The 23,237-nt window shown below is 57.4% G+C and carries 27 protein-coding genes; 17 read left to right on the forward strand and 10 right to left on the reverse strand.

Annotation, left to right across the window (positions count from 1 at the left end):
- Positions 1–94 precede the first annotated feature (94 nt).
- From B8783_RS12090 to B8783_RS12110, 5 genes are all read left to right on the forward strand, one after another.
- Complete coding sequence (locus B8783_RS12090; RefSeq protein WP_084420370.1) at positions 95–916, forward strand: flagellar motor protein MotB; 822 nt, start codon at positions 95–97, stop codon at positions 914–916.
- Between the two features lie 66 nt (positions 917–982).
- On the forward strand, positions 983–2,290 hold the full coding sequence (locus B8783_RS12095; protein ID WP_084420371.1) for a flagellar hook protein FlgE: 1,308 nt from the start codon (positions 983–985) through the stop codon (positions 2,288–2,290).
- Between the two features lie 29 nt (positions 2,291–2,319).
- On the forward strand, positions 2,320–3,768 hold the full coding sequence (gene flgK, locus B8783_RS12100; RefSeq protein ID WP_084420372.1) for a flagellar hook-associated protein FlgK: 1,449 nt from the start codon (positions 2,320–2,322) through the stop codon (positions 3,766–3,768).
- Position 3,769: 1 nt separating this feature from the next.
- The gene (locus tag B8783_RS12105) at positions 3,770–4,750 is read left to right on the forward strand and encodes a flagellin (protein WP_084420373.1); all 981 of its coding nucleotides are present in this window, start codon (positions 3,770–3,772) and stop codon (positions 4,748–4,750) included.
- A 4-nt stretch (positions 4,751–4,754) separates the two neighbouring features.
- Positions 4,755–5,867 carry a flagellar basal body P-ring protein FlgI gene (locus tag B8783_RS12110; protein WP_084420374.1) on the forward strand — a complete coding sequence of 371 codons (1,113 nt, stop codon included), beginning with the start codon at positions 4,755–4,757 and terminating at the stop codon, positions 5,865–5,867.
- 59 nt (positions 5,868–5,926) lie between these two features.
- Here the strand turns inward: B8783_RS12110 and B8783_RS12115 are convergent, their stop codons facing one another.
- Genes B8783_RS12115 through fliF form a run of 5 tightly spaced genes read right to left on the reverse strand, consistent with a single transcriptional unit; the run spans position 5,927 to position 10,204 of the window.
- Entirely contained in the window at positions 5,927–7,027 is a 1,101-nt protein-coding gene (locus B8783_RS12115) for a FliG C-terminal domain-containing protein (protein ID WP_084420375.1), read from the reverse strand.
- On the reverse strand, positions 7,024–7,806 hold the full coding sequence (gene fliP / locus B8783_RS12120) for a flagellar type III secretion system pore protein FliP (RefSeq protein ID WP_084420376.1): 783 nt from the start codon (positions 7,804–7,806) through the stop codon (positions 7,024–7,026). Before fliP ends, B8783_RS12115 begins: the two co-directional genes overlap by 4 nt.
- A complete protein-coding gene (locus B8783_RS12125; protein WP_084420377.1) occupies positions 7,790–8,113 on the reverse strand; it encodes a FliM/FliN family flagellar motor switch protein in 324 nt (107 codons plus the stop codon). Before B8783_RS12125 ends, fliP begins: the two co-directional genes overlap by 17 nt.
- Positions 8,113–8,691 carry a FliH/SctL family protein gene (locus B8783_RS12130; protein WP_084420378.1) on the reverse strand — a complete coding sequence of 193 codons (579 nt, stop codon included), beginning with the start codon at positions 8,689–8,691 and terminating at the stop codon, positions 8,113–8,115. Before B8783_RS12130 ends, B8783_RS12125 begins: the two co-directional genes overlap by 1 nt.
- Positions 8,684–10,204 carry a flagellar basal-body MS-ring/collar protein FliF gene (gene fliF / locus B8783_RS12135; RefSeq protein ID WP_084420379.1) on the reverse strand — a complete coding sequence of 507 codons (1,521 nt, stop codon included), beginning with the start codon at positions 10,202–10,204 and terminating at the stop codon, positions 8,684–8,686. Before fliF ends, B8783_RS12130 begins: the two co-directional genes overlap by 8 nt.
- Positions 10,205–10,335: 131 nt before the next feature.
- On the opposite strand from fliF, the gene B8783_RS12140 reads away from it, so the two are divergent.
- The 11 genes from B8783_RS12140 to B8783_RS12190 all read left to right on the forward strand — a co-directional run bounded on the left by B8783_RS12140 (position 10,336) and on the right by B8783_RS12190 (position 18,606).
- On the forward strand, positions 10,336–10,842 hold the full coding sequence (locus B8783_RS12140) for a flagellar basal body-associated FliL family protein (protein ID WP_084420380.1): 507 nt from the start codon (positions 10,336–10,338) through the stop codon (positions 10,840–10,842).
- A gap of 6 nt (positions 10,843–10,848) precedes the next feature.
- A complete protein-coding gene (locus tag B8783_RS12145; protein ID WP_084420381.1) occupies positions 10,849–11,349 on the forward strand; it encodes a CAMP factor family pore-forming toxin in 501 nt (166 codons plus the stop codon).
- A gap of 4 nt (positions 11,350–11,353) precedes the next feature.
- A complete protein-coding gene (locus tag B8783_RS12150) occupies positions 11,354–11,989 on the forward strand; it encodes a MotE family protein (protein ID WP_084420382.1) in 636 nt (211 codons plus the stop codon).
- A 59-nt stretch (positions 11,990–12,048) separates the two neighbouring features.
- Positions 12,049–12,663, forward strand: coding sequence for a ribonuclease D (locus tag B8783_RS12155; protein ID WP_084420383.1), 615 nt, complete (start codon positions 12,049–12,051; stop codon positions 12,661–12,663).
- A 144-nt stretch (positions 12,664–12,807) separates the two neighbouring features.
- On the forward strand, positions 12,808–13,416 hold the full coding sequence (gene lptC, locus B8783_RS12160) for an LPS export ABC transporter periplasmic protein LptC (protein WP_084420384.1): 609 nt from the start codon (positions 12,808–12,810) through the stop codon (positions 13,414–13,416).
- Positions 13,409–13,945 carry an LptA/OstA family protein gene (locus tag B8783_RS12165; RefSeq protein ID WP_084422081.1) on the forward strand — a complete coding sequence of 179 codons (537 nt, stop codon included), beginning with the start codon at positions 13,409–13,411 and terminating at the stop codon, positions 13,943–13,945. The genes lptC and B8783_RS12165 overlap by 8 nt, the downstream gene beginning before the upstream one ends.
- Positions 13,946–14,039: 94 nt before the next feature.
- Positions 14,040–14,774, forward strand: a complete 735-nt coding sequence (lptB, locus tag B8783_RS12170) for an LPS export ABC transporter ATP-binding protein (protein ID WP_084420385.1) — start codon at positions 14,040–14,042, stop codon at positions 14,772–14,774.
- 5 nt (positions 14,775–14,779) lie between these two features.
- Positions 14,780–16,291 carry an RNA polymerase factor sigma-54 gene (gene rpoN / locus B8783_RS12175; protein ID WP_084420386.1) on the forward strand — a complete coding sequence of 504 codons (1,512 nt, stop codon included), beginning with the start codon at positions 14,780–14,782 and terminating at the stop codon, positions 16,289–16,291.
- 113 nt (positions 16,292–16,404) lie between these two features.
- Positions 16,405–16,998 carry a ribosome hibernation-promoting factor, HPF/YfiA family gene (gene hpf / locus B8783_RS12180; protein ID WP_084420387.1) on the forward strand — a complete coding sequence of 198 codons (594 nt, stop codon included), beginning with the start codon at positions 16,405–16,407 and terminating at the stop codon, positions 16,996–16,998.
- 17 nt (positions 16,999–17,015) lie between these two features.
- Positions 17,016–17,489 carry a PTS sugar transporter subunit IIA gene (locus B8783_RS12185; protein ID WP_084420388.1) on the forward strand — a complete coding sequence of 158 codons (474 nt, stop codon included), beginning with the start codon at positions 17,016–17,018 and terminating at the stop codon, positions 17,487–17,489.
- Positions 17,490–17,589: 100 nt separating this feature from the next.
- Positions 17,590–18,606 (forward strand): MBL fold metallo-hydrolase, encoded by a 1,017-nt coding sequence (locus tag B8783_RS12190; protein WP_084420389.1) that lies wholly within the window; start codon positions 17,590–17,592, stop codon positions 18,604–18,606.
- Between the two features lie 11 nt (positions 18,607–18,617).
- On the opposite strand, the gene B8783_RS12195 is transcribed toward B8783_RS12190, so the two are convergent.
- Positions 18,618–19,364: a HesA/MoeB/ThiF family protein gene (locus B8783_RS12195; protein ID WP_084420390.1), complete on the reverse strand. Its 747-nt coding sequence runs from the start codon at positions 19,362–19,364 to the stop codon at positions 18,618–18,620.
- Positions 19,365–19,405: 41 nt separating this feature from the next.
- On the opposite strand from B8783_RS12195, the gene B8783_RS12200 reads away from it, so the two are divergent.
- Positions 19,406–20,755: an ATP-dependent DNA helicase gene (locus B8783_RS12200; protein WP_084420391.1), complete on the forward strand. Its 1,350-nt coding sequence runs from the start codon at positions 19,406–19,408 to the stop codon at positions 20,753–20,755.
- Here the strand turns inward: B8783_RS12200 and B8783_RS12205 are convergent.
- The 4 genes from B8783_RS12205 to coaBC all read right to left on the reverse strand — a co-directional run bounded on the left by B8783_RS12205 (position 20,752) and on the right by coaBC (position 23,207).
- On the reverse strand, positions 20,752–20,991 hold the full coding sequence (locus tag B8783_RS12205) for a hypothetical protein (RefSeq protein ID WP_233355769.1): 240 nt from the start codon (positions 20,989–20,991) through the stop codon (positions 20,752–20,754). The genes B8783_RS12200 and B8783_RS12205 overlap by 4 nt on opposite strands.
- Before the next feature lie 71 nt (positions 20,992–21,062).
- The gene (gene dut, locus B8783_RS12210; protein WP_084420392.1) at positions 21,063–21,518 is read right to left on the reverse strand and encodes a dUTP diphosphatase; all 456 of its coding nucleotides are present in this window, start codon (positions 21,516–21,518) and stop codon (positions 21,063–21,065) included.
- A 69-nt stretch (positions 21,519–21,587) separates the two neighbouring features.
- Positions 21,588–21,779, reverse strand: a complete 192-nt coding sequence (locus B8783_RS12215) for a hypothetical protein (protein ID WP_084420393.1) — start codon at positions 21,777–21,779, stop codon at positions 21,588–21,590.
- A 195-nt stretch (positions 21,780–21,974) separates the two neighbouring features.
- The gene (gene coaBC, locus B8783_RS12220; RefSeq protein WP_084420394.1) at positions 21,975–23,207 is read right to left on the reverse strand and encodes a bifunctional phosphopantothenoylcysteine decarboxylase/phosphopantothenate--cysteine ligase CoaBC; all 1,233 of its coding nucleotides are present in this window, start codon (positions 23,205–23,207) and stop codon (positions 21,975–21,977) included.
- Positions 23,208–23,237 lie beyond the last annotated feature (30 nt).

Raw genomic sequence — 23,237 nt, forward strand, 5'->3', positions numbered from 1 at the left:
GTTACCGTTAATGGCGAGATACCACTGGTCGGTTACAACGTCGCTTCACTTCCGTCTGCTATAGACCGTGTCAGGCTTTGAAAGCGGATACATTATGGCAGAACAGCCAGAACAGATAAATCACGTGACGATCATCAAGCGTAAGAAGGTGATCAAGGCGGACGGTCACCACGGCGGCGCTTGGAAAGTGGCGTATGCCGACTTTGTGACCGCGATGATGGCCTTCTTTCTTCTGATGTGGCTGCTGAATGCGACGACCGAGCAACAACGCAAGGGCATCGCTGACTATTTCAATCCGACGATTCCGATCAGCCGAATTTCCGGCGGTGGGTCTGATGGGCTCAATGGTAGCTCCATCTTCACCGAGGAAACCTATGCGCAAATGGGCACCGGCGCCTCTCGCGAGAAAAGCGTAGAGGGCGAGCGCAATCCAGAAGACGGCGAGAAGATCGCCAAGGACCTTCAGGATCTGCGCGAGCAGCTGAGCAAGGATCCGCAACAGCTGTCTGAGCACCTCATGGTTAAAATGACGGCTGAAGGTATCGTTCTGGAAATCATCGATTCCGAGAGCCGCCCTCTATTTGAAGTCGGCCAGAGCGAGCCTACAGACCTGCTCGTTAACCTGCTGGGACTGATCTCTGGATCTCTCAACTCATTCGACAATGACATCAAGATCGTTGGCCATACCGACAATCGCCAGTTCCGCAATGCTGGCGGCTATGACAACTGGAACCTGTCAGCAGACCGCGCCAACACAGCACGTAAACTGTTGCTGGGTGATGGCCTTCCAGGCGAGCGCATGCGTGAAGTTTCCGGCCGCGCAGATACAGACCCGCTGATCGCCGACAACCCGTCCGCTGCGCAAAACCGGCGCATCTCAATTACCATCGTTACGACGGGCGATCCGGCGGCCTGAACAGGGTTATCTGCTTATTAAGATTTCAGCTCCAAATTCAGAGAATATCTGACAAAGGAGTTGTCAATGAGTATATCTTCGTCCCTCAATGCGGGCGTGATGGGGCTAAATTCGAACGCCAGCCGCCTTTCCACTATTTCCGATAACATCGCAAACTCGTCGACCTACGGGTACAAACGTAGCGTCGCTGACTTTTCCAGCATGGTTATTCAGCAGCGCTCCTCGGCCTATTCGGCTGGCGGCGTGCGCGTGGACACCTTCAAGGACATCGCAGCAAACGGGCCGCTGGTAACAACCGGCAATTCCACTGACATCGCAGTAGCCGGACGTGGACTTTTTCCCGTCACCGATAGCGCGGGCCTTGATGCGCTGGCTTCTGAGCGCGCCCTCAAGCTGACCCCGACCGGATCATTCTTTGCCGATGAAGACGGCAACCTCAGAACGCAAAGCGGCCACTTCCTGCTGGGTTGGGCCGCCGGCCCTGACGGAACCGTTGGCAATGTCTCCCGCAGCAGCGGCGCCAGCCTCGTGCCGGTGAACATCGCCGCGTCACAATATCTCGCTTCGCCGACAACGAAGATTGACCTCGGCATTAACCTTCCGGCAGACGCAACCCTCTCGACCGGCACTGGCGAGCCTTATAGCCTGCCCGTCGAGTATTTCGATAACCTCGGCCGCGCGCAGACCCTGACGCTTCAATTCTCGCCAAACGTCCCGGCAACAGGCTCCAGTAACGCCTGGAACGTCGAGATATTCGATACCGCAAGCGGCGACGGCACAGCTTCGATCGGCAACTTTGCGGTCAGCTTCTCCGATGAAGTTGAAACTGGCGGACGTATTGCGTCTCTCACCGCCACAGGCGGCGCAAGCTATGACGCGGAAACAGGTAACATCTCCTTGGCCTTGCCGCACGGCAATGTGGATATCTTTGCCGGCAAGATCGGTGGAACGTCCGGTATCAGCCAGCTCTCGGCCCCGTTCTCCCCAGCCGATGTGATCAAGGATGGCGCGCCGATTGGTGACCTGCAGTCCGTCGAAATTGACGAGAAGGGTTTCCTTCAGGCCGTTTACAGCACCGGCTTCCGCCGGACGCTCTTTCAAATTCCGGTCGGCGATGTGCCTAATATGAACGGCTTGCAGGCGCTTGATGCCCAGGCCTTTGCCGTTTCAGCCGATAGCGGCAATCTCTATCTCTGGGACGCAGGGACCGGGCCGGTTGCCGAAGTGGCGGGTTACTCGCTGATGGAATCAGCCACCGATATCGCAGCCGAACTGACGGATCTCATCGAGACGCAACGGGCCTATTCTTCCAATGCGAAGATCGTTCAAACTGTCGATGAGATGCTTCAGGAAACGACCAACCTCAAACGGTAGTCCAGTCCAAATGAGAGGCGGCTAATCCATTGAGCCTGTCTAATGCCATCAATGTCGCGCGTACCGGTCTTCAGGCTTCTGGCCTGAGGGCCGATATCGTCGCCACCAACGTCGCAAATGCGTCGACGCCGGGCTATGTCCGGCGTTCGGTGCTTTTGAGCGAATCTGTTGCTGGCGGCTCGACGACAGGCGTTGGGTCAGACGGGATTGCCCGCTCCAATGACGCAGCCCTCACCGCACAGCGCCAGGGGCTGACGAGCGATCTGGCCCAAGCCAGTCTCATCGCATCAACCTGGCAATCACTGTCAGCGCGGCTTGGAGATACCGTCGACGGAACCGGCCTTTTCAATCTGATGTCCGGTTTTGAATCCGCCTTGTCTGCCGCGGCAGCGTCCCCGGAATCTTCGGTGAATGCGAACGGCGTCATTGATGCGGCAAAAGCCATCGTCAATGAGTTTCGGGGCCTGTCGCAATACATCACCAGCGAGCGCGCAGAAGCTGATCTTGAGATTGCCAGCGGTGTTGAAACCGTCAACGCTGCGCTGAAGCAGATCGAAGCGCTTAACGCCAAGATTGCCAGCACGGACAAGAGTTCTTCAAAAGCTGCGGCCTTGTTCGATGAACGACAACGCGTCGTCGACACGATTTCAGAATACCTTCCCGTCGAAACCATCGAACGGCAGAACGGCGCGGTCGATGTCATGACCAAGGAAGGCGTCTTTCTTGTTTCAGGTAGCGCACGTCAGATCGAGTTCAGCGCGTCAAACACGTTTGGCCCTTCTGCGACATTGGAGAATGGTCAGCTGTCCGGTCTCAGCGTTGATGGGCTCGACCTGACACCCGGAGCCTCGGCCTATTCAGCGATTTCCAGCGGCCTGTTTGGCGCGCTCTTCACGTTGCGGGATAATGAGCTGCCCAACTTTAGCGATCAGCTTGATACGGTTGCTGCAGATCTCGTCTCGCGCCTTTCAGCAGACGATGTCGATCCCACGAAACCTGCTGGCGGATTTGGCCTGTTCGTCGACCCAGCCCCTACGGCCGGCGCCGGACTTGCCGGGCGGATCAGTATCAATGCAGCTGTAGACCCAGCCCAGAATGGAAGTCTCTCGCGGCTTCGCGATGGTCTTGGCGCGAGCACGCCCGGTGCTGTCGGGAACAATTCGATCCTGTCGGCCATGCTGAACGCCGTCACAGATGCCCGTTCGATCAATTCAGAAGGCCTTCAGGGCTCATTTTCGATCGCCGAACTTACAGCTGCACTTGCCTCACGGGCCGGGCAGAACCGGGTGGGCAGTGAATCCATCCTGGCGTCCACGTCCGCTCAGCACGCAATCGCTTCCGAAGCCGAACAGTCCCAGACAGGCGTCGACGTCGACCAGCAGATGCAGGACTTATTGCTCATCGAGCAAGCCTACGCGGCCAACGCCCGCGTCATCGAAATCGCAAACCAGATGCTGCAGCGTCTGATGGAGATCTGACATGATTAAGAACATGATCCCCATGAGCCTGACGACAGGCAAACTCAGCCAGAATGTCAGCACCCTGCGCGAGCAGATCAAGATCACCTCCAGCGAAGCGGTGACCGGGCGCCAGTCGGACGTGACGAGCCACCTTTCCGGACGGATCGGCCAGGCTATGCTCGGTCAGAAAGCGCTCACCGATATTGCGAACGATACCGGACTGCTCGATTTGCGCGGAAGCCGTCTCGATATCATGCAGCAGACACTTACACACGTGCAGGAAAATATCGGCGACCTGTCGACGCGCATGCAAGAAGCCATCGGGTTTGGCGACGAAATGAACAAGGGCACTGTGGCTCGCGACGCGCGTCTGGAACTCCAGTCCAGTCTTTCTGCGCTCAATGCCCGCCATGGTCAGCGGTTTCTGTTCTCGGGCGATGCCACATCTACACCCCCCTTCGCTGGCGCCGAACAATTGCTGGGTGACCTTCAAATTCTTGCGGCAGGTTCGGCCGATAGTGCTGACTTTGACCAGCAGCTGGACGCCTATTTCAATTCTCCGGATGGTGGCTGGCAAAGCACCATCTATCAGGGCACGGCTTCAGCTTCGGACTCAGAAGCGGTGCTGGCAATCGATCCAGCGGTCACGCAGGTGATCCGCAGTCTTGCCGTTCTATCGCTGTCTGAACCCGGCGGGGCGCTCGAAGGTTTGGCCGATCCCGATACGGCCCGGCAGAACGCTGCCACGAGCCTGCTCTCAGGCGAAACAAGGCTTACCAATCTACGTGCCGAAGTCGGTATTGATCAAAAACGGGTTGCTGACCAAAAGCTGAACCTGGAGGCCGAGAAGACAATCCTGACCGAAGCCCTCGATTCCATGACTGCCCGTGATCAGTACGAGGCCGCTGCAGAGCTCAAAGTTCTCGAGCAGAACCTTGAAGCGTCCTACCTTCTCACAGCACGCCTGTCCGGCCTGTCACTCCTGAACTTCCTGAGGTAATCCGATGAAACAGTTCCTCTCGATTCTTGCTCTGCTCGGGGTGTCATTGCTTGTCGCACCAGCGCCTGATGCGAGCAGTCAGTCCCGCATTCGGGACATTGTGGACGTTGAAGGTGTCCGCCAGAATGATCTCATCGGCTATGGTATTGTCGTTGGCCTGAACGGGACGGGTGACACGGTCCGGAACTCACCGTTCACTGAAGACTCCCTCACCTACATGCTTGAGCGGCTGGGCGTGAACGTCCAGGGCGAGGACATCAAACCGGACAATGTCGCCGCTGTGCTTGTGACAGCAACCCTGCCCTCTTTTGCCCGCAACGGCTCAACGCTCGACGTCTCGGTCTCATCCATCGGTGATGCTGAAAGCCTTGAAGGCGGCACGCTGATCCTTACCCCGCTCAAAGGGGCAGACAACGAGGTTTATGCGGTCGCTCAGGGCAGCATCATCGTATCCGGCCTCAACGTGAAAGCGCAGGGCGCAAGTGAACGTCGCGGGACGCCAACCACGGGCGCCATCCCAAATGGCGGGAGAGTCGAACGCGAGATTGCCTATGATTTCAACGGACGGCAATCTCTGACTCTGGCACTTCGCCAGCCTGACTTCACCACGGCCGCACGGATCGAAGACACCATCAATGGAGCCTTTGGTAGCCCTGTCGCTTTCATGCGGGACCCGGGCACAGTGGATCTGGACCTGCGCACGCTTTCAGGGTCTCCAGCGCGGATCCTCGCCAATATCGAAAACCTGCCCGTTGAAGTCGCGGTTCCTGCACGCATCGTCATCGATGAGCAATCAGGCACAATCGTCCTCGGTGAGGACGTGACGATCTCGAAAGTCGCGATTGCCCAAGGCAATATATCGATCAAGGTCACAGAGACCCCGGTCGTGTCTCAACCCAACCCGTTTGGGAGGGGGGATTCTATCGTCCTGCCTCGCTCACAGATATCAATCGAGGAGACAGGCACGGACAGTATCGCCATGCTGAACTCAAATGTGACACTGTCAGAGCTTATTTCCGGCCTCAACGCGCTTGGCGTCTCCCCACAGGAAATGGCCGATATCATCCGCACGATGAAAACGGCAGGCGCGCTGCATGCGGATCTGATTGTCAGATAGAAAGCGCTTTGCCGGTCAATTCAGGACCGGGTTAGTTTCGACAAATCAGGCTTTCAGCATCAGGCCTTAGGCGCTTTTTCCATCACGATCAGCCCACGGCGCTTAAGCGCCATAAGACTGGTCAGGAATTCGCGCTGCGTCGCTTCCTCGTCTTCGACAGGCTTGCGATTGGGGTCATTCAACTGATCGCGGAACTGATCAGCCAGGCGCGAGGAAATATTGCCCAGAAGGTAGTCTGACACAGCAGATGATGGTCCATGCAGCGTCGACAGGAGCGGCACCATCTTTGTCTCGCCAAGCTCCCTGAAAACGACCGGCACGGAACTGCGCGCCAACATGTCTGGTAGACCCTCAATCGTGAAGAGAACTTTCTCGATGCTCTCGAGCTTAGTCTCGTGTTCAGACTTCAGATACGAGAGAACCCGCTCGCGCCGGTCGCTCGGAATGAGGCTCAGCATTTCGCCGATGCTTTCCAGATGCGAGGTATCTTCTTCCTCATGAACGTCGGCATTGTTGAGAAATTCAATCTCAATCATGCGCGCCATGACGTTATCGATTTCGGGATCGGCGCTATCGGCTTCGATCAGATGCCCCATCGTGGCATCGAGCTTGCTCTCATCGAGATGCCCGACGACTTCGGAGGCAACACCTGTGTCGAGCTTTCGCAGGATCATGGCGACAATATTGGGCGTCATGCGGTCAAGATATGCAGCGATCGCCGCTGGCGGTTTTTGCTGAAGCCTGTCCCAGACGCCGTCTGAGGTATTGACGGGTTTATCAGATTTGTCTTCGCCGCCGCCGAACACTGTGCTCAACCGGCTCTCGTCCAGAAGCTTTTCGACAATCTCTCTTGAACGGGTTTTGCCGCCTCTGAAGGCGCCGCTCGTCTGACGAAGGTGGCTCAGGAAATCCATCACGATATCCGCGAGGTCTTCTCTCGGCAGATAGGAAATGTTCTCCAGCTCTGCTGCGATTTGCGCGAGCGCCCTGTCGTCGAGTTTTTCCACGATCGGGCGGGCTGCCGTCTCGCCGAGCACGGCAATGACAACGGCCGCGCGTTGCGCCGGCGTGATCGTCGCAAGGCTGGGGCCTTTGAACGTGTCACCTTTCGGTCTCAACGGCGTGACCTTTGGCGAACCCGTTTTCGCGCTCGAACTCATCCAGAATATCCTCTGATCAGGGCCTCGGTTATTTTTAGCCAGCCATCGGCAAGGACGAAAAACCCGACCTTGAAGGGCAGCGAAACGACCGTCGGCGGCACCATCATCATGCCGACAGCCATCAGGACCGAAGCTACAACCAGATCAATAACAAGAAATGGAAGGAAGATAACAAAACCGATCTGAAAGGCATGCTTGATCTCTGACAGCATGAAAGATGTCGCCAGAAGGGAAAAAGGCGGCGCCTCGCCTTCGGCAACAGGGCGATTGATCGCTTCGCCAAGGACGGGCACCGTTTCAGGGTCAACGCGGGCATTCATGAACTCGCGGAAGGGCGCAGTTGTCGCCTGCCAGGCGGCCTCCTCAGTGATCGTGCCATCTGTGTAAGGCGCGATCCCGGAGTTCCAGGCTTCGGTGAAGGTTGGCTCCATGATGAAGAAAGTCAGGAACATGGCGAGCGCCATAAGCATCATGTTTGGCGGGGCCTGCTGAACGCCAAGCGCTTGTCTCACAAACGAAAATACGATGATCAGGAAAGGGAGGCACGTGACCATCATGGCCAGGCCAGGCACCAGGCTGAGCACCGTCACCAGGACGAACAGGATGATGACGGATCCGCTCAGGCCGCCTTCGCCGTCCCCGCCGAGCAGTCCGCCTAGCGCGTCAGGTATTGGATTGGCAGCATCTTGCGCAACGGCGCCAAAACTGAAGATCAGGGCCGCACCCAGAAGACATAGCGCGCGCAGATACGCAGACTGACCTCTAAGCAGAATTGCCATCTGCATCTTCCGCGATCTCGGTAATTTTGACACCGAGTCCGCCATCCTCATTCTCGATCAGCTCGCCCCGTGCGATCAGCTTGTCATCCACCATCAGGCTGACCGGATCCTCGATCCGCGACGTCAGCGCGATGACCGAGTCCGGTGTCAGTGCGAGCACTTCGGAAACGCTAAGGCGCTTTTGTCCGATGGAGACCGTGACAGTCACTGGGACGCCATAAATTGAGCGGCGGAACTGATTGACCGGGCTCTGGTCGCGGCGATCTTCGGTTTCGTTCGGTTTTGGTGCGGCTTCAGGATTCGCCATCAGGACTTATCCCCCATTGCTGAATGCGTTGTTCTGAGATGGCCAATGCAGGCTTCAAGCAGACCATCAAAATCAAAAGTCAGGCCGCCAGACTTCCACGAGACATCGACGCGCGCGCCGCGGGCGGCTTCATCAGGCGTGACGGTGCAGCGGCCAGCAAGACCAGCGGACTGATCGAGCAAATCTTCCAGTTGTTCACTGAGCGCCGGATTTGCGCTGATCTCAACATGCGCAGCGGTTTCCGGCAGCATGATTTCCAGATGAGCCTCGATCTCGCTCGCCAGAAAACGGCGCGACAGCTTTGGAAACAACTGCTCGGAAATGGCAACGATAGCTGTCTTCGCTTGCCTGTCAGCGTCGGCGCGAACAGTCTCGATCGCCTTGTTGAGCGATCCGAGCAGAACCTCAACGTCCGACATTTTCGCAGCAAGTTCGGCTTTGGCTTTGGAGACTTCGTTCTGCTCAGCCGCTTCCGGCTCAACCAGAACCGGACCTTTTGGCTTGGCAGATCGAAGCCCGCCTGCATTCCCGGCAGGCAGGTCAAACCTTGGTAGCCTCGCAAAGACGGCTTCACTCATTTACAGCCACCTTCCTGTCCTCATCGAGCCAGGACTGCAGCAATGCCGCGGTCTCATCCTGACGCTCCCGTGTGTAATCGGAAAGATAAGCGAATGGGTCAGCTGCTTCGGCCGAATTTGCAACCTCATTGCCGATAAGCTTTTGCTCTGAGAGCATGTCTGCAGCATCCGGCCCTTTGCTCATCATTGGCCGCACAACAAACAGTCCCAGAACGATGATCACAACGCCAAGCAGAAGCGCCTGGATCGCGGGCCATGAGTATTGTTGCACCAGCGTAGAGACCATGCCGGGGGCTTCAACCATCTCCTGGGCGGGCATTTCCTGGAAGGGCATCAGCTCCACCGTCAGCGAGTCGCCGCGCGCTGTATCGAGGCCAGCGCCTGAAAGAATAAGCTGCTGGAAGTTATCTATAATTTGCTGCGCTTCCGCTGCGGTTTCTTCCGGCGTACCTTGAAGGCCGAGCACCTGTTCATTCAGGAGAACGGCGACAGAAATACGCTGGATCTTGCCGGGCATCATTTCCGTTTCGACGCGGCGTTCATTGAACTCGTAGGACACGCTCTCGGTCGAGTTTTTCATGTTGCGGGAATCGCCGCCGCTGTTTGCCCCGCCCTGCGGCAAGTTGCTGGCAGCTGACAGTTCGCCGGCACCGCCTGTGTTTGTTTCACTGACATCATTGCTGGTGCGGTTGCGGACGACGCGGGATTGGGGGTCGATCGTCTTTTCGAAGATCGTCTGGCGCTGCCGGTTAACGTCAACGCTGACCGACACTCTCGCATTTCCCGGCCCGACGCGCGCATCCAGCAGGCGCCGAATCTTCTGTTCGATCATTGCTGATTGTGAATCGGCCACCTGGTCGGGCTCGTCAGTCTTGTCGACATTTGGCCCCGCAATCAGGCCCTTGGCTGGGTCGATCACCGCAACATCCTCAGGCGCAAGGCCGGAGATCGCCAATGCCACCAGATACTGGATGGCTTCGGCCTGCTTCCCGGAAATATCGTGGGTTGTGGCGAGCGTCACAGAGGCCGTCTGGGCCGGTGAGCTGCGCGAGAAACCAGAGCGCAAGCTGGCGCCGATATGTACGCGGGCCGACTGAACGCCTGGAATGGCCAGGATTGTCCGCGTCAGCTCACCTTCCTTGGCGCGCCAATAGGCAGCATTGTACATTTCGGAGGTCACCGAGAACCCGTTCACATCATCGAGCAGTTCATAGCCTTGAACCGACTGTTGCGGCAGGCCCTGGCGGGCGAGTGCGAAGCGGGTCTCGTCGCGTTTGCTCGCTGCAATGAAAATCGCGTCACCGCGAATTTCATAATCGATGCCGCGCTTGTCGAGCTCTTCAATGATTTCGCCGGAGTGTGACGCATCAAGGCCGGAGTATAGCAGCGCCTTCGGCTCGCTCATCGCACCGCGCACCATGAAGCTCATCGCCAGGATGACGGCGACCACTGCACCTGCAAGTGCAATCTGCCGAGGAAGGGAGAGCGACCTCAGCGTGTCCAAAAATTTCATGACAAAGTCCGCCCCAAATCAACTCAGCATTTCCGAATTGATTAATTTTTCAGGCAAAATTGTTAACGCTTCCTTTACCCAGCATTCACTACAGCAGTGGGTAAGTTGGCGGACCAGCAACTGAGGGGCTCATGGCCAAGGAAACTGACACCTCGAATGACCAGGCGGAGAAAAAGCCAGGCGGGAGCCTTGTAAACTGGGCGATTCTCGCAGTGGTATCGGCTGCGTGTTCCTTTGCGGTCGTTTTCTTTCTATTCCCGTCCGCAAATACCGAATCAGCCGCTTGCCCGGCGCCGGAACAGGTCGCGAGCACAAAGGTCGAACCCTTGGCGCGCGAAGAGCTTTCCTACGTCCAACTCGACGAATTGCTGGTCACAATCGGCAATGAGCCTGCCACACGTTTTGTGAAGCTCAACACGTCGATCGTCACCGAAAAGGGCAATGAAAAGAAAATCACTGAAGCCCAGCCCATGCTATCAGACGCCTTCATTTCGTATTTACGCTCCGTTGAGCTCTCCGACTTTGAGACGGCCGGGTTTTACCCTCGCATGCGTGAGCAGCTGGGCCGCCGGGCAGAACTCGTTCTGGGGTCTGACACCTCCCAAGGCGTCCTGATCACTGAATTCCTGTTGAGGTAATCGAGCATGTTTTCCACGATCCAACCCACAGACATCGCGCTCTTCCTCGTCTCGGCGGCAGCCTGCGCATACTGTTTCGTACTGAGCCGGCGCCTGAAAGCGCTGCAGGATACGCGCGACGGACTTGGCGCGACGATCATGGCAATGACCAAGTCGGTCTCGGCGGTATCCTCTGCGACCAGCGAGACACGCAGCCAGACCAACGAAATCGCGTCCCGGTTAACCAATCTGATCGCCGAGGCGGAAGCTGCAAGCACACGTGCTCAAGGCCTCACGGAAAAGATGGAAGCCTCACATGCCGCTGCCAGCGGCAGCATTTCCGCAGCGCAGGCTGAACTGAATGGCACACTGACAAACCTGTTGCGGGAAACCGAAGCGAGCACGCGCGAACTGAAATTCATCCTTCGGCAGGTCAAAGACTATCGTCAGATGGCGGCGGTAAAGCCTGCTGACCCGGACGCCCTGTTCGACGGCGAAGCGCGCCCTGACCTGAAGAAGGCGAGCTAACGCGATGGCCGTTTCGACCAAACGTTCTCATGTTCTCGTCACGCTTGGCGTTCTGTTCACGGTGGGCGGTATCACGCGCATTCTGCCGACGACGCAAGCCTCTGCAGAAGACAAGGCGGCCAAAGTTGAAATGGCATCGCTGAGCGCCAGTGAAACACCGACGGCTACGCCAGCAGCTCTTGAGGTGACGAGCAAAAAACCGGCTCGCTCTGACGAAGTTTGCTTTACGGGCGAGGCTGCTGCAGCCCTCGCCAGCGACCAGAAAAGCCTGCAAAATCGGGCAGATGCATTGCAGGCACAGGAATTGGCCCTGCAAGCGCGCGAACAGGAAATCAATCGTAAAGCCGAGGAGCTTGCCGCGCTCCAGCTAACGATTGATGAGCGCTGGAAAACCATGACAACCAGCGCCGATGAGGACATCACCCATCTGGCGCAAATGTACAGCGCCATGAAGCCCGATCAGGCCGCCTCTATTTTCAATCAGATGGACCCGGCTTTTGCAGCCGGCTTCCTGCGCCTGATGCCCAGCGATCAGGCCGGGTTGATCCTCGCCGGCATGCAGGCTGAGAAGGCCTATGTCGTTAGCGTCAAGTTGGCGAGCCGGAACGGCGACATTCGCTCTGCTGCACCGCCGCGATAGACTGAATGCGCGCCTCCTGGGCGATTGCCTAATCACACAGATTGTTTATGGGGTGGCGCATGAAAAATATCACGCTGCACAAGGGCGATCTGCCCGCTGACATCGATCTTGGTAAGGTTATCGCCGTTGATACCGAAGCCATGGGCCTCAATCCTTTCAGGGACGCTTTGTGCGTCGTCCAGCTATCCTCGGGGGACGGCACGGCGCACGTCGTTCAACTATCGCGCGACTTTGACTGCCCCAATCTGAAAGCCGTTCTGGCTGACCAGTCCCGCCTCAAGATCTTTCACTTCGCCCGCTTCGATGTTGCGATGATGAAACAATGGCTGGGCATCGAGTGCGGCCCCATCTGGTGCACCAAGATCGCTTCGAAACTCTGCCGCACCTACACGGATCGGCATGGCCTGAAAGATGTCGCCCGCGAGATCGCCGGTGTCGATATGTCGAAGGCGCAGCAGTCTTCAGACTGGGGCGCTGAGACGCTGACTGATGCGCAACTTCATTATTGCGCGAGCGATGTGCTTCACCTGCATGCGATCAAGGATGGGTTGGAAGCCATGCTTGCGCGTGAAGGACGACTGGAGCTGGCGCAGGCCTGTTTCGACTTCCTGCCTGTTCGCGCAGAGCTCGACCTGGAAGGCTGGGGCGAGACCGACATTTTCTCCCATAGCTGATGCGCCGGGAAACAGCCTCATTTGGTCACGAAATGACCACGGCGTCTGATCTATCATATTCCTTCAAACCGTCGTAAATTCCGCCTGATGACTGTTTCAACCAACACAAAGAGCGCCTTAAGCCTGTGGGAACCTCGCCGCCAGATGACACTGGCGCAGGCCCGCAAGCGTTCAAACCGCGTTTCGCTCATGCGTCTGGGGTTTACAGCGGCCGCGGCCATATCGGCCGGTGTCATGGTCGGCCATCTTGCGGCAAATGCCGTCTCCGCATCGCCGGGATCAATCGAAAAGCTGTCCAGTGACGAAGTCGTGACGATGGTCAATCCGCGCTTCACCGGACGCGATGTTGCAGGGCAGGCCTTCGTCATTACGGCGGACACAGCCCAGCGCCGACAGGGGGGCGGTGAAAAGATCGATCTGACGAACCCCAAAATGGTGATCGAGGATGGAACCGAGATTGAGGCTCCCTCGGGGCTTTATGATCAGGATGAACAAACCCTATCGCTGTTTGAAGACGTCCGGCTTGTCGATTCTAAAGGCTACAAGTTTCGGTCAACATCAGCCAAGATGTTTGTTGAAGAGAGCCGGGTGCAGGGTATTGATCCGCTTTCCGGCTCAGGCCCACTGGGCGATGTGCGCTGTGATAATTTTGAAATCGTAGATGATGGTGACAGAGTACGTTGCAGTGGCAATGTACAGATGACCATATTCCCGGGTGGCCGGGACAATGAGGAGATAGATGCTGATGAATAGGTTTTTGGTTGCGTGCGCAGCACTGACAGTCGCCGGAACGCCAACCGCCCTAGCACAGGTGTCTGGTCAGGGTGGTCCTATCCGGGTCAATGCCGACAGAAGTGAAGTCCTCGAGCGCCAGCGGCAGGTCATCCTCATCAAGGACGTCGACATCATGCAGGGCGATGCCCGGCTCCGCGCCGACAAGGTCACGATCAATTATGCGGCCAGCGGCGACAGCGAAACGACTGGCGCGAGCGGCGCCGGCGGGTTCGGCGACATTGAGACGATGACAGCCGAAGGCAGCGTTTTCTACGTCACCCCGGACCTCAAAGCGACGGGAACACGCGGCGTTTACGATGCCAAGGCCGACACGATCACACTGACAGGTGAAGTCGTTCTGGTCCGTGGCGAAGATGTTGCCACTGGAGAGAAACTTGTCATGCGCCTGGCAGAAGGCCGCACGACACTTGATGGCGGCCCAGGCCGCGTCCAGATGAATATCAATCCCGGTCAAGGCACGCCTGCGCCGGACGAACCATCGAATTAGGACGCCCGCGCTAAGCGGATATTAAGTCTGATAGACTAGGTAAAACACCGGGCGGCAACCATACCGCGCAAGAGTATCAAGAGGAAATTTCCTGATGACGGATGCGGCCAGCGGCCTCGTAGCTAACGGACTTGCCAAGGCATTTGGCAAGCGCACTGTCGTGAAAGACGTTTCCCTGTCTCTTCAGCGCGGCGAAGTTGTCGGTCTTCTGGGGCCTAATGGCGCCGGCAAGACCACCTGCTTCTATATGATCATGGGACTGATAAGTGCCGACGCCGGCAGCATCGAGATCGATGGCGCCGACGTCACGTCACTCCCCATGTATCAGCGGGCCCGCCTGGGCGTCGGATACCTTCCACAGGAAGCCTCCATTTTCCGCGGTATGAGCGTTGAGGAGAATATCCTCGCGGTCGTCGAACTCGTGGAGAAAGATAAAACTGCCCGAAAACGGGAAGTCGATGCCCTGCTGGACGAGCTGCACATCACGCATTTGCGTGATCAGTCTGCGACCTCTTTATCGGGCGGTGAACGCCGCCGGGTCGAGATTGCCCGTGCCCTCGCCTCCAGACCGAGTTTCATGCTTCTGGACGAACCGTTTACCGGTATCGACCCTCTCGCCGTATCGGATATTTCTGATCTGGTTGGTTATCTGAAACAGCGCGGCCTTGGCGTGCTGATTACCGACCACCAGGTACGCGAGACGCTGCAGATCGTGGATCGGGCATCTATCATCTATGATGGAGGCGTGCTGTTCGAAGGCTCGCCTGAAGATGTCCTGACGAACGAAGATGTACGCCGGGTCTATCTGGGCGAACGGTTCGCAGCGTAGCGCCCATGGCCATTTCACAACGGTTGGACATGCGCCAGGGTCAGTCCCTGGTGATGACGCCGCAATTGCAGCAGGCGATCAAACTGCTGCAACTCTCAAATATGGAACTTGCCGAGTTCGTTGAAGCGGAGATTGAGCGAAACCCGCTGCTCGAACGCGGCGAAAACGGTGATCACGATGAGCCCGAGCGAGAAGAAATAGAGCGCAAATCCAAGCGCGATGAACTTGACCTCGATGACCGCTCAGGTCTGAACGAGGCCCGCGAGGCGATGGATGCGCCGCGCGAAGATCTCTATGAAAGCGGCACCAATTCGGACACCGGCCAGACGGCCAATGAAATGTCAGGCCCTTCTGCCAAGACCGATTGGTCGCAAGCTGGCAGCGGCGGAAGCTTCTCAGGCGACGACTACGATTTTGAGGGCTCGCTAAGCTCCGAGAAGTCGCTGCACGAACATCTTCACGATCAGCTTTCCATGTCAGGTCTTTCCCAGGCTGACAGGCTGATCGGGGCCCGCCTCGTCGATGAGACCGACGACGCTGGCTACTGCAAGGTCGACCTGGAAGAAGTTGCGGCTGCCCTGGGCGCTGACCCGGCAAATGTTGAGGCGGTTCTGCATGTCTGTCAGGGCTTTGAGCCGACCGGCGTGATGGCGCGCACAATTGGCGAATGTCTTGCGCTACAACTCAAAGAACGCGACAGGCTTGACCCGGCCATGCAGGCGCTGCTCGATAATCTCGATATGGTCGCCAAGCACGACGTTAAAGGCCTTTCGGATGTTTGCGGCGTCGACAAGGAGGACGTGCTCGACATGATGTCGGAGCTTCGTCTTTTGACGCCTCGTCCCGGCTCTGCCTTTGCAAGCGGCACGACCATCGCTGTGGCGCCAGATGTTTTTGTTCGCGAGATGCCGAATGGCATGTTTGCGGTTGAGCTGAACGCCGAAACCCTGCCCCGCGTCCTGATGGACAAGGCGTATTATGCAGAGGTCAGCACCCTTCCGATGCGGGAGAAGGAAAAGGAATTCATCACTGATTGCGCGCAAAACGCCTCATGGCTGATCAAGTCACTCGATCAGCGCGCGCGTACGATCCTGAAAGTCGCCAGCGAGATTGTCCGACAGCAGGACGCGTTTTTCGCGCACGGGGTAGCGCACCTTCGCCCGCTGAACCTAAAACAGGTCGCAGACGCGATTGAAATGCACGAATCCACGGTCAGCCGCGTTACATCAAATAAATATATGGGCACGCCGCGCGGTCTGTTTGAGCTGAAATACTTTTTCTCTGCCTCAATTCCGGGGACAGGCGGCGGAGACGCACATTCGGCAGAAGCGGTTCGTTACCGGATCAAACAGCTGGTCGACGATGAAGGCGACAACGTACTTTCCGACGACAAGATCGTTGAAATACTTACAGAATTTGGCATAGAGATTGCCCGGCGCACCGTCGCCAAGTATCGTGAGAGCCTGAATATTCCATCTAGTGTCCAGCGACGGCGTCGTCTGAAAGCCAGCGCTTGATCCATCGGACCTGCGCACAGCTTATTGACTCAAAACACCGTAATAATAAGGAGGCGACGCCTCGATTTCCCTGATCAAGGCGTTATAGTAGGACCTCGTAATCGGAGAGTTCCGTGCAGATACAAATCGCAGGACGGAAGATGGACCTTGGCGATGCGCTCCGCGAGCGCATCGAAACTGGTCTTGAAGCAGCCGTCACAAAATATTTCGACCGGGATTTTGACGGACACGTCACTGTCAGCCCGAATGGCCATGAAACCGAAATCGACTGCAATATACATTTGCCGTCAGGCATCATCCTGCAGTCGACCGGCAAAGCGACCGATCCCTATGCCGCGCTGGACGAAGCGCTGGCGAAGATCGAGAAGCGAGTCCGGCGCTACAAACGCCGGCTGAAAGATCACCACAAGGACAATCGCAGCCCGTTTCCGAGTGAACCGGCCGCCGCCTTTGTGCTGAAAGGCGCGCCGGAAGAAGAAGATCCGGCAGAGACCGGTGAGAATGGTGAAGCGCCCGTTATTGTAGCAGAGAGTGCTTCAGCCATTCGCACGATGACAGTTTCGGAAGCTGTTTTGCAGCTTGAACTTGCCGATTCACCAGCCCTCATGTTCCGTAATGCGAAACATTCGGGGCTCAATATGGTGTATCGTCGAAGTGACGGAAATATTGGCTGGGTCGATCCGGCGAACAACAGCAAAACCTCCTAGTAGAAGCGCGAAGAGTCATGGCAAATGATCTCACAAGCCTTCTTGGTGAAGGCGCTATTCTCGATCCTATTCACGTCGAAAACCGCAAGCAGGCGCTGACCGCGCTTGCTCAGGCGTTGGCCGAGACGACCAAACTCGATGCCCGCGACATTTTCGATGCCGTGATGGAACGAGAGCGGCTTGGCTCAACCGGCGTCGGCGAAGGCGTTGCGATTCCGCATGCGCGCATCGAGAAGCTGTCTCACCCCGTAGGTGGATTTGTGCGGCTTGACCAAGGCGTGGATTTCGATGCGGTCGATGATCGTCCGTGTGATCTGATCTTCATGCTGATCGCGCCGGTTGGCTCCGGGGCGGACCATTTGCGCGCGCTGGCACAGGTGAGCCGGACACTGCGTCAGGCTGAGCTGCGCGAAGCCCTGCGGAAAGCCGGGTCAGCGTCGGCGATCAAGGCGATTCTTTGCCCGGAAGCGGCCAAAGCGCCAGCGGCTTGAGCTCTCTGCCGAACGGCACTTCACAACATCGTTAAAGCCGCAAGCTGGCTTCAACCTGCGCGCGCTCTATCCTTGAATTATATTCAAGGGAGAGTTCCATATGTTTCGATCAACCATCAGCCTCGCCGTTCTCGGCCTGGCGCTTAGCCCGGCCGCATTTGCGCATGGCGACGGCACGCATACTGCGCAGGCGGCGAGCCCGACACCTGTTACAACCAATGATCTCGGCAATGGCATCTACATGCTCGTCGGACGCGGCGGGAATGTCGGCGTTCTGACCGGCGAAGACGGTACCTTTGTGATCGATAGCCAGTATGCAGAAATGGCGCCTGGACTGCTTTCGGCAATCAATGACATTGCTGGCACATCCGATGTGCGGTTCCTGTTGAACACGCACTGGCACGGCGATCATGCGGGCGGCAATGTGCCGATGGCGGACGCTGGCGCCACGATCATCGGACACGACAATGTACGCGCCCGCCTATCGACGCAAAATTCCCGCGCGCTCGGCGGCGAAACGCAGATCATCCCCCCGGCCGATGAAGCCGCGTGGCCTGTGCTGACCTATTCAGATGAGATGACCCTGTATCTCAATGGACAGACGATCCACGTCCACCATTTACCGAACGCCCACACCGACACCGATTCCGCGATCTATTTTGAAGAAGCGAATGTGATCCACACGGGCGACGTCATGTTCAACGGAAGCTTTCCGTTCGTCGATGTCTTCAGCGGCGGCAGTTTTGATGGCTATCTGTCTGGCCTCGATACAATCTACAGCCTCGCCGACGAGACTACGAAAATCATTCCCGGACATGGGCCAGAGGCAACACGTGACGATGTCATGGCGCTTCGTGACGTCGTCGCCGGTAGCGTTGAGGCCGTTCAGGCAGAGATCGATGCTGGGAAGACACCTGAAGAAATCCAGGCCGCCAACCCGCTTGCGGAGTGGAGCGACGACTGGGGCAGCGGCTTTATCAATGCTGATCGTTTCGTCAGCCTGATTTACGCCGACCTCACCGCGCCTGCGCAAAACTCGCACTCAGACAAGGATCATTCGATGGACCATTCCGGACATGACGGCGACCACGCTGCCGATCATGGGGATCACCACTAGCGAAGAACTGATCAGCCGGCCTGCCCGCACACCGGGCAGGCTGGATCTTTCCGCAGGCGCACATTGCGGATAGCGCCGCTGAGGCCGTCGATCACATTGATCTGGCCCGTCAGGCTCTTTCCCGCACCGGTGATCAGTTTGATCGTTTCCAGCGCCATTTGCGTTGCGACCATGCCAGTAACCGGTCCGACCACACCAACGTCATCGCAAGCTTCCGCATCCGGCGGCATTTGCGGCACCAGACATTGATAACAAGGCAGCTCGGCATCGAGCCCGGACGCAAAGATAGAAACCTGCCCGGCCCAGCGCGTCGCCGCGCCTGAGACCAGCACGCGCTGGCTTTCATGGGCCACCCGGTTCAGCGCGAACCGTGTCTCGAAGTTGTCTGTCGCATCAATCAGGATAGTGCCGCCCAGTGCGTCAGCCTTTTTCCAGCGCGCCTTGTTGATGGTCACTTCGCAATCTGGTGCGCTCGCTTTCAGGCGCGCGGCAAGCTGCGTCGCCTTCGACTGGCCAATATCATCCTCGGTGAACTGAATTTGCCGCTGTAGATTGGACCGCTCAACAAGGTCATCATCCCAGAGATCAATATGACCAACGCCCCCGGCCGCCAGATACATTGCGCAAGGTCCGCCGAGCGCCCCTGCCCCGACAATCGAGACATGCGCGGCCAGTAGTTTCTGCACACCCGGTCCGCCAATCTCCTTCAGGAGAATGTGACGTTTGTGCCGTTCGAGCTGTGTTCCACTTAATGCCATGCCCTCGCTTAGCAGGGCGGATACGGTTAAGGCTACTCAATATGAATCGCACCGAACCTTCCAACCTGCCAGATCGCATCTATGCCGCACCCGCCGACTGGGTCGCGCGCGGTGCCGGTGCGCAGGGCAATCTTTTCCTGACGGGGCGCGCAGGCACCGGCAAGACGACCATGCTGCGCCGCTTCCTGGCAGAGGCTGGCGAGAACACAGTCGTCCTCGCGCCGACGGGGGTTGCGGCGATGAATGCGGGTGGACAGACGATCCACTCCTTCTTCAAATTCCCGCCGCGTCTCATTGAGCAGGCGGACATCAAGCGTTTGCGCGGTGTGCGCCTCATCAAGGCGGTCGAGACGATGATCATTGATGAGATCTCGATGGTGCGCGCCGATATGCTGGATGCGATCGACAAAAGTCTTCAGCTCAACCGTGGTTCAAAGAGACCATTCGGCGGCGTCCGTATGATCCTGTCGGGTGATCTGCATCAATTGCCGCCCGTGGCCCGCGGCGCGGAAGCCGAAATCCTGAATGAGCGCTATGGCGGCCATTATTTCTTCAATGCGCCCGGCTTCAAGAATGCAGAATTCGCCCTTCTGGCCCTCAAACACGTGTTCCGGCAAGAAGACCCACGCTTTCTCGCGCTTCTCGGCGCCATGCGTCAGGGTCGTCTTACGCCAACTGATGAGCGGCTTGTCGGATCAGTGGTCAGCCAGCGCTCTGCCGTTGAGGCGAGCGAAACGCATGTCGTGCTGACGCCCAACAATGCCAATGCCTTCCGAATCAATCAGGCACGTCTGGCAGACCTTCCAGGAAAGCCACAGTCCTTCGAAGCGAAGGTGCAGGGCACATTCGATGAGAAGTCATATCCAACGGAGGCCGACCTTGAGCTGAAAGAAGGCGCGCGGGTCATGCTGATCAAGAATGATCCTGAAGGTCGCTGGGTCAACGGATCGCTAGCGACGGTTGATGGTTTCAAGGGTGATAATGTCTTCGTTGAACTGGACGGGCACATCTACGAGATCGAGCCGGCCGCGTGGGAAAAGTATAAGTACGAACTGGACCCGGAAACCAAGAAGGTTTCACGCGAGGTCGTTGGCACGTTCAAGCAGGTGCCATTGCGTCTGGCCTATGCTGTCACCATTCACAAGGCGCAAGGGCTGACGCTCGACAAAGTCTTCATCGACTTCGATCGGGGCATGTTCGCGCACGGCCAAGCCTATGTGGCTTTTTCACGTGCGCGCTCATTGGAAGGGTTAGAGATCTCCCGCGCCTTGCGGTCGAGAGACCTCGTCATGGACCGCAACGCGTTTGCGTTCGGCAAGCTTGAGCCGATCGAGGAAACAGACGCTTATCTTCTGGCCAAATTTGCCAAGGACGAAAACGCTCTGCTCTAGGCTAGGCGCCGAATATCATCGCGTAAACGGGCTTCGGAGTCAGTGGCAATCGTCTCAAGGACACGCACGCGCTCTGTCAGGCGCTCAACATCCTTGCGAAGCCGGAACACTTCTTCTTCAGTGTCGACATCGTCCTTACGGCTGGCCTTCATCTTGATGTAATTGTTGATGACGCCAGCTCCGACCGCGATCAGAACGATGATAACAACCATGGTGAATGGGCTGTTGATTTCCATGATATCGAACCTTTTTTATCGTAATTCGATAATAAGCATTGATATCGGAGAATGCAAGGATTTCCGCGAATTTAGCGGCCAGTAGATCCGAACCCGCCTTCGCCGCGCTGGGTCTCAGGCAAGGACTCAACTGTTTCCCATGCCAGGCGGGTAACCGGAGAGAGCACCATCTGACCAATGCGTTCTCCGCGCGAAATGGTGAACGTCTCATGGCCATGATTGATAAGGATGACCTTCAATTCGCCGCGATAATCGCTATCGATCGTGCCCGGGCTATTCAGACAGGTCAGACCGTGCTTGGCGGCGAGGCCTGAGCGTGGCCGCATCTGGATTTCGTAGCCTTCGGGGATGGCGACAGACAATCCTGTCGGCACCATCGTACGCTCTCCCGGCTTGAGCTCGAAAGACTCACCGTCAGCATAAGCAGCACGGATATCCATACCGGCAGCGCCGTCGGTCTCATAGGAAGGAAGGGACAGCCCCTCAAAATGGGGCAAGGATTTCACAGCAACAGTTACATTGGTCATAGAATGCAAAGCGCCGGAGTCGCTGTGACTTGTCAACTCGTGACAATCAACGCTGAGCATTGGCTTATATCAGATAACGAAGGTCCGACCCGTGATTTCGGTTTCGTCTTCCATGTTGGTATCAGACGATGTTGCCTGAATAGTCGCTTTCGAGGCTGGTTCTTCGGCGCCCGTCTCAGCATCGGCCTTCTGATTGGCAAAGATGGACAAGCTAGTCAGCAGAAGGCCAATCGCGACGAAATACCCAATAATCAGTTTCATGTCTCGTTCCAGTTCGGGGTCTGTCAATCTTAGTTACCGAATGACAAACAAAGTCTTATCACTTGCCGGAACAACAGATTTTTCCGGCCATGGTTCCGAACAATCTGCGATCATCCGGACACAGACTATCATATGGAACAAACGTGCCTGGAGGTCGTTTTTAGTGCCGTTTTTCAATCGCCTAGGCTAAGTTGCCTATTCCGCAGCCAGTTGTGAGGCATCTGCTGCGCCAATCTTGTCCACGATCCGTGTCGCTAGTCGGCGCGCGACAGATTCCTTGTCCATAAGCGGCCAGCGTTCAACGCCATCCCCGGTCACGAGGGCGACTTCATTATTCGCGCCGCCCATCACGTCGCCAGACACATCGTTCGCCACGATCCAGTCACAGCCCTTGCGCTTCATCTTGGCCACAGCATGGTCTTCGACATCATGCGTTTCGGCAGCAAAGCCTATTACTAGCTCTGGCCGTTTCTTTCGCTTGTGCGAAATTGTCGCCAGAATGTCAGGGTTTTCGGAGAGGCTCAGTGTGGGCAGTGTTTTGCCCTCGTCCTTGAATTTGAGTTTCTGGCTAGCCGATATGGCTGGCCGCCAGTCCGCGACAGCGGCCACCGATATGAAGACATCTGCGGGAAGAGCCTCCTCGCAAGCTTTCAGCATATCTCGCGCCGTCTCAACGGAGACAAGATCACATCCGCGCGGTACCGGAATCGCCACCGGCCCCGATACGAGGCTGACGCGGGCTCCTAGCGCGGCCAGCGCGCCGGCAATCGCATAGCCCTGCTTGCCCGACGAATGATTGGATAGATAACGCACGGGGTCGAGCGGCTCGCGAGTCGGTCCAGCCGTGATCAGGACGTGTTTACCTTCGAGCGGCTTCGGTCCGGACTTTGCCGAAAGCTGGTGCTCGATTTCATCAGCGATCGTCAGGACCTCGGGCAAGCGGCCAGGTCCGAATTCGCCGCACGCCATTGCCCCCTCGTCCGGGTCCATCACGGTGACCCCGTCATTGCGGAGCGTTTCGACATTTCTCTGGGTCGCTGCATGCTGCCACATGCGCACATTCATCGCTGGCACCATGAGGACAGGCTTGTCCGTCGCCATCAGCGTCGTGGACGCCAGATCATTTGCGTGTCCGCCTGCGGCCTTGGCGAGCAGGTCGGCTGTAGCCGGACAGACAACGACAAGGTCTGTCGACCGCGATAGCTGGATGTGCCCCATCTCGGCTTCGTCATCGAGGCTGAACAGATCGGTGAAACATTTCTCGCCCGATAGCGCCGAAACAGAGAGTGGTGTGACGAATTCCTGGCCAGCCCGGGTCACGATGCAACGCGAGCGAATGCCACGCCGGGATAACTCCCGAATGAGTTCAAGCGATTTGTAGGCCGCGATACCGCCACCAATAATCAGGAGAATGCTTTTGCTGCTCATGCGAACGAACTTCCGGTTTGCCGCACTCTG

The sequence above is a fragment of the Henriciella litoralis genome, assembly GCF_002088935.1.
In the GTDB taxonomy this organism is placed as follows: Bacteria; Pseudomonadota; Alphaproteobacteria; order Caulobacterales; family Hyphomonadaceae; genus Henriciella; species Henriciella litoralis.

Bases quoted from the DNA above. Each gene is read 5' to 3' on its own strand.
- lptC (WP_084420384.1), top strand. From the start codon at position 12,808: ATGACACTGGCGCAGGCCCGCAAGCGTTCAAACCGCGTTTCGCTCATG.
- B8783_RS12145 (WP_084420381.1), top strand. From the start codon at position 10,849: ATGTTTTCCACGATCCAACCCACAGACATCGCGCTCTTCCTCGTCTCG.
- fliF (WP_084420379.1), bottom strand. From the start codon at position 10,204: ATGAAATTTTTGGACACGCTGAGGTCGCTCTCCCTTCCTCGGCAGATT.
- B8783_RS12115 (WP_084420375.1), bottom strand. From the start codon at position 7,027: ATGAGTTCGAGCGCGAAAACGGGTTCGCCAAAGGTCACGCCGTTGAGA.
- B8783_RS12200 (WP_084420391.1), top strand. From the start codon at position 19,406: ATGAATCGCACCGAACCTTCCAACCTGCCAGATCGCATCTATGCCGCA.
- B8783_RS12110 (WP_084420374.1), top strand. From the start codon at position 4,755: ATGAAACAGTTCCTCTCGATTCTTGCTCTGCTCGGGGTGTCATTGCTT.
- B8783_RS12185 (WP_084420388.1), top strand. From the start codon at position 17,016: ATGGCAAATGATCTCACAAGCCTTCTTGGTGAAGGCGCTATTCTCGAT.
- B8783_RS12105 (WP_084420373.1), top strand. From the start codon at position 3,770: ATGATTAAGAACATGATCCCCATGAGCCTGACGACAGGCAAACTCAGC.
- B8783_RS12150 (WP_084420382.1), top strand. From the start codon at position 11,354: ATGGCCGTTTCGACCAAACGTTCTCATGTTCTCGTCACGCTTGGCGTT.
- rpoN (WP_084420386.1), top strand. From the start codon at position 14,780: ATGGCCATTTCACAACGGTTGGACATGCGCCAGGGTCAGTCCCTGGTG.
- B8783_RS12095 (WP_084420371.1), top strand. From the start codon at position 983: ATGAGTATATCTTCGTCCCTCAATGCGGGCGTGATGGGGCTAAATTCG.
- B8783_RS12090 (WP_084420370.1), top strand. From the start codon at position 95: ATGGCAGAACAGCCAGAACAGATAAATCACGTGACGATCATCAAGCGT.
- B8783_RS12125 (WP_084420377.1), bottom strand. From the start codon at position 8,113: ATGGCGAATCCTGAAGCCGCACCAAAACCGAACGAAACCGAAGATCGC.
- coaBC (WP_084420394.1), bottom strand. From the start codon at position 23,207: ATGAGCAGCAAAAGCATTCTCCTGATTATTGGTGGCGGTATCGCGGCC.
- B8783_RS12190 (WP_084420389.1), top strand. From the start codon at position 17,590: ATGTTTCGATCAACCATCAGCCTCGCCGTTCTCGGCCTGGCGCTTAGC.
- B8783_RS12155 (WP_084420383.1), top strand. From the start codon at position 12,049: ATGAAAAATATCACGCTGCACAAGGGCGATCTGCCCGCTGACATCGAT.
- B8783_RS12215 (WP_084420393.1), bottom strand. From the start codon at position 21,779: ATGAAACTGATTATTGGGTATTTCGTCGCGATTGGCCTTCTGCTGACT.
- B8783_RS12195 (WP_084420390.1), bottom strand. From the start codon at position 19,364: ATGGCATTAAGTGGAACACAGCTCGAACGGCACAAACGTCACATTCTC.
- B8783_RS12140 (WP_084420380.1), top strand. From the start codon at position 10,336: ATGGCCAAGGAAACTGACACCTCGAATGACCAGGCGGAGAAAAAGCCA.
- B8783_RS12205 (WP_233355769.1), bottom strand. From the start codon at position 20,991: ATGGAAATCAACAGCCCATTCACCATGGTTGTTATCATCGTTCTGATC.
- B8783_RS12130 (WP_084420378.1), bottom strand. From the start codon at position 8,691: ATGAGTGAAGCCGTCTTTGCGAGGCTACCAAGGTTTGACCTGCCTGCC.
- dut (WP_084420392.1), bottom strand. From the start codon at position 21,518: ATGACCAATGTAACTGTTGCTGTGAAATCCTTGCCCCATTTTGAGGGG.
- fliP (WP_084420376.1), bottom strand. From the start codon at position 7,806: ATGGCAATTCTGCTTAGAGGTCAGTCTGCGTATCTGCGCGCGCTATGT.
- lptB (WP_084420385.1), top strand. From the start codon at position 14,040: ATGACGGATGCGGCCAGCGGCCTCGTAGCTAACGGACTTGCCAAGGCA.
- B8783_RS12165 (WP_084422081.1), top strand. From the start codon at position 13,409: ATGAATAGGTTTTTGGTTGCGTGCGCAGCACTGACAGTCGCCGGAACG.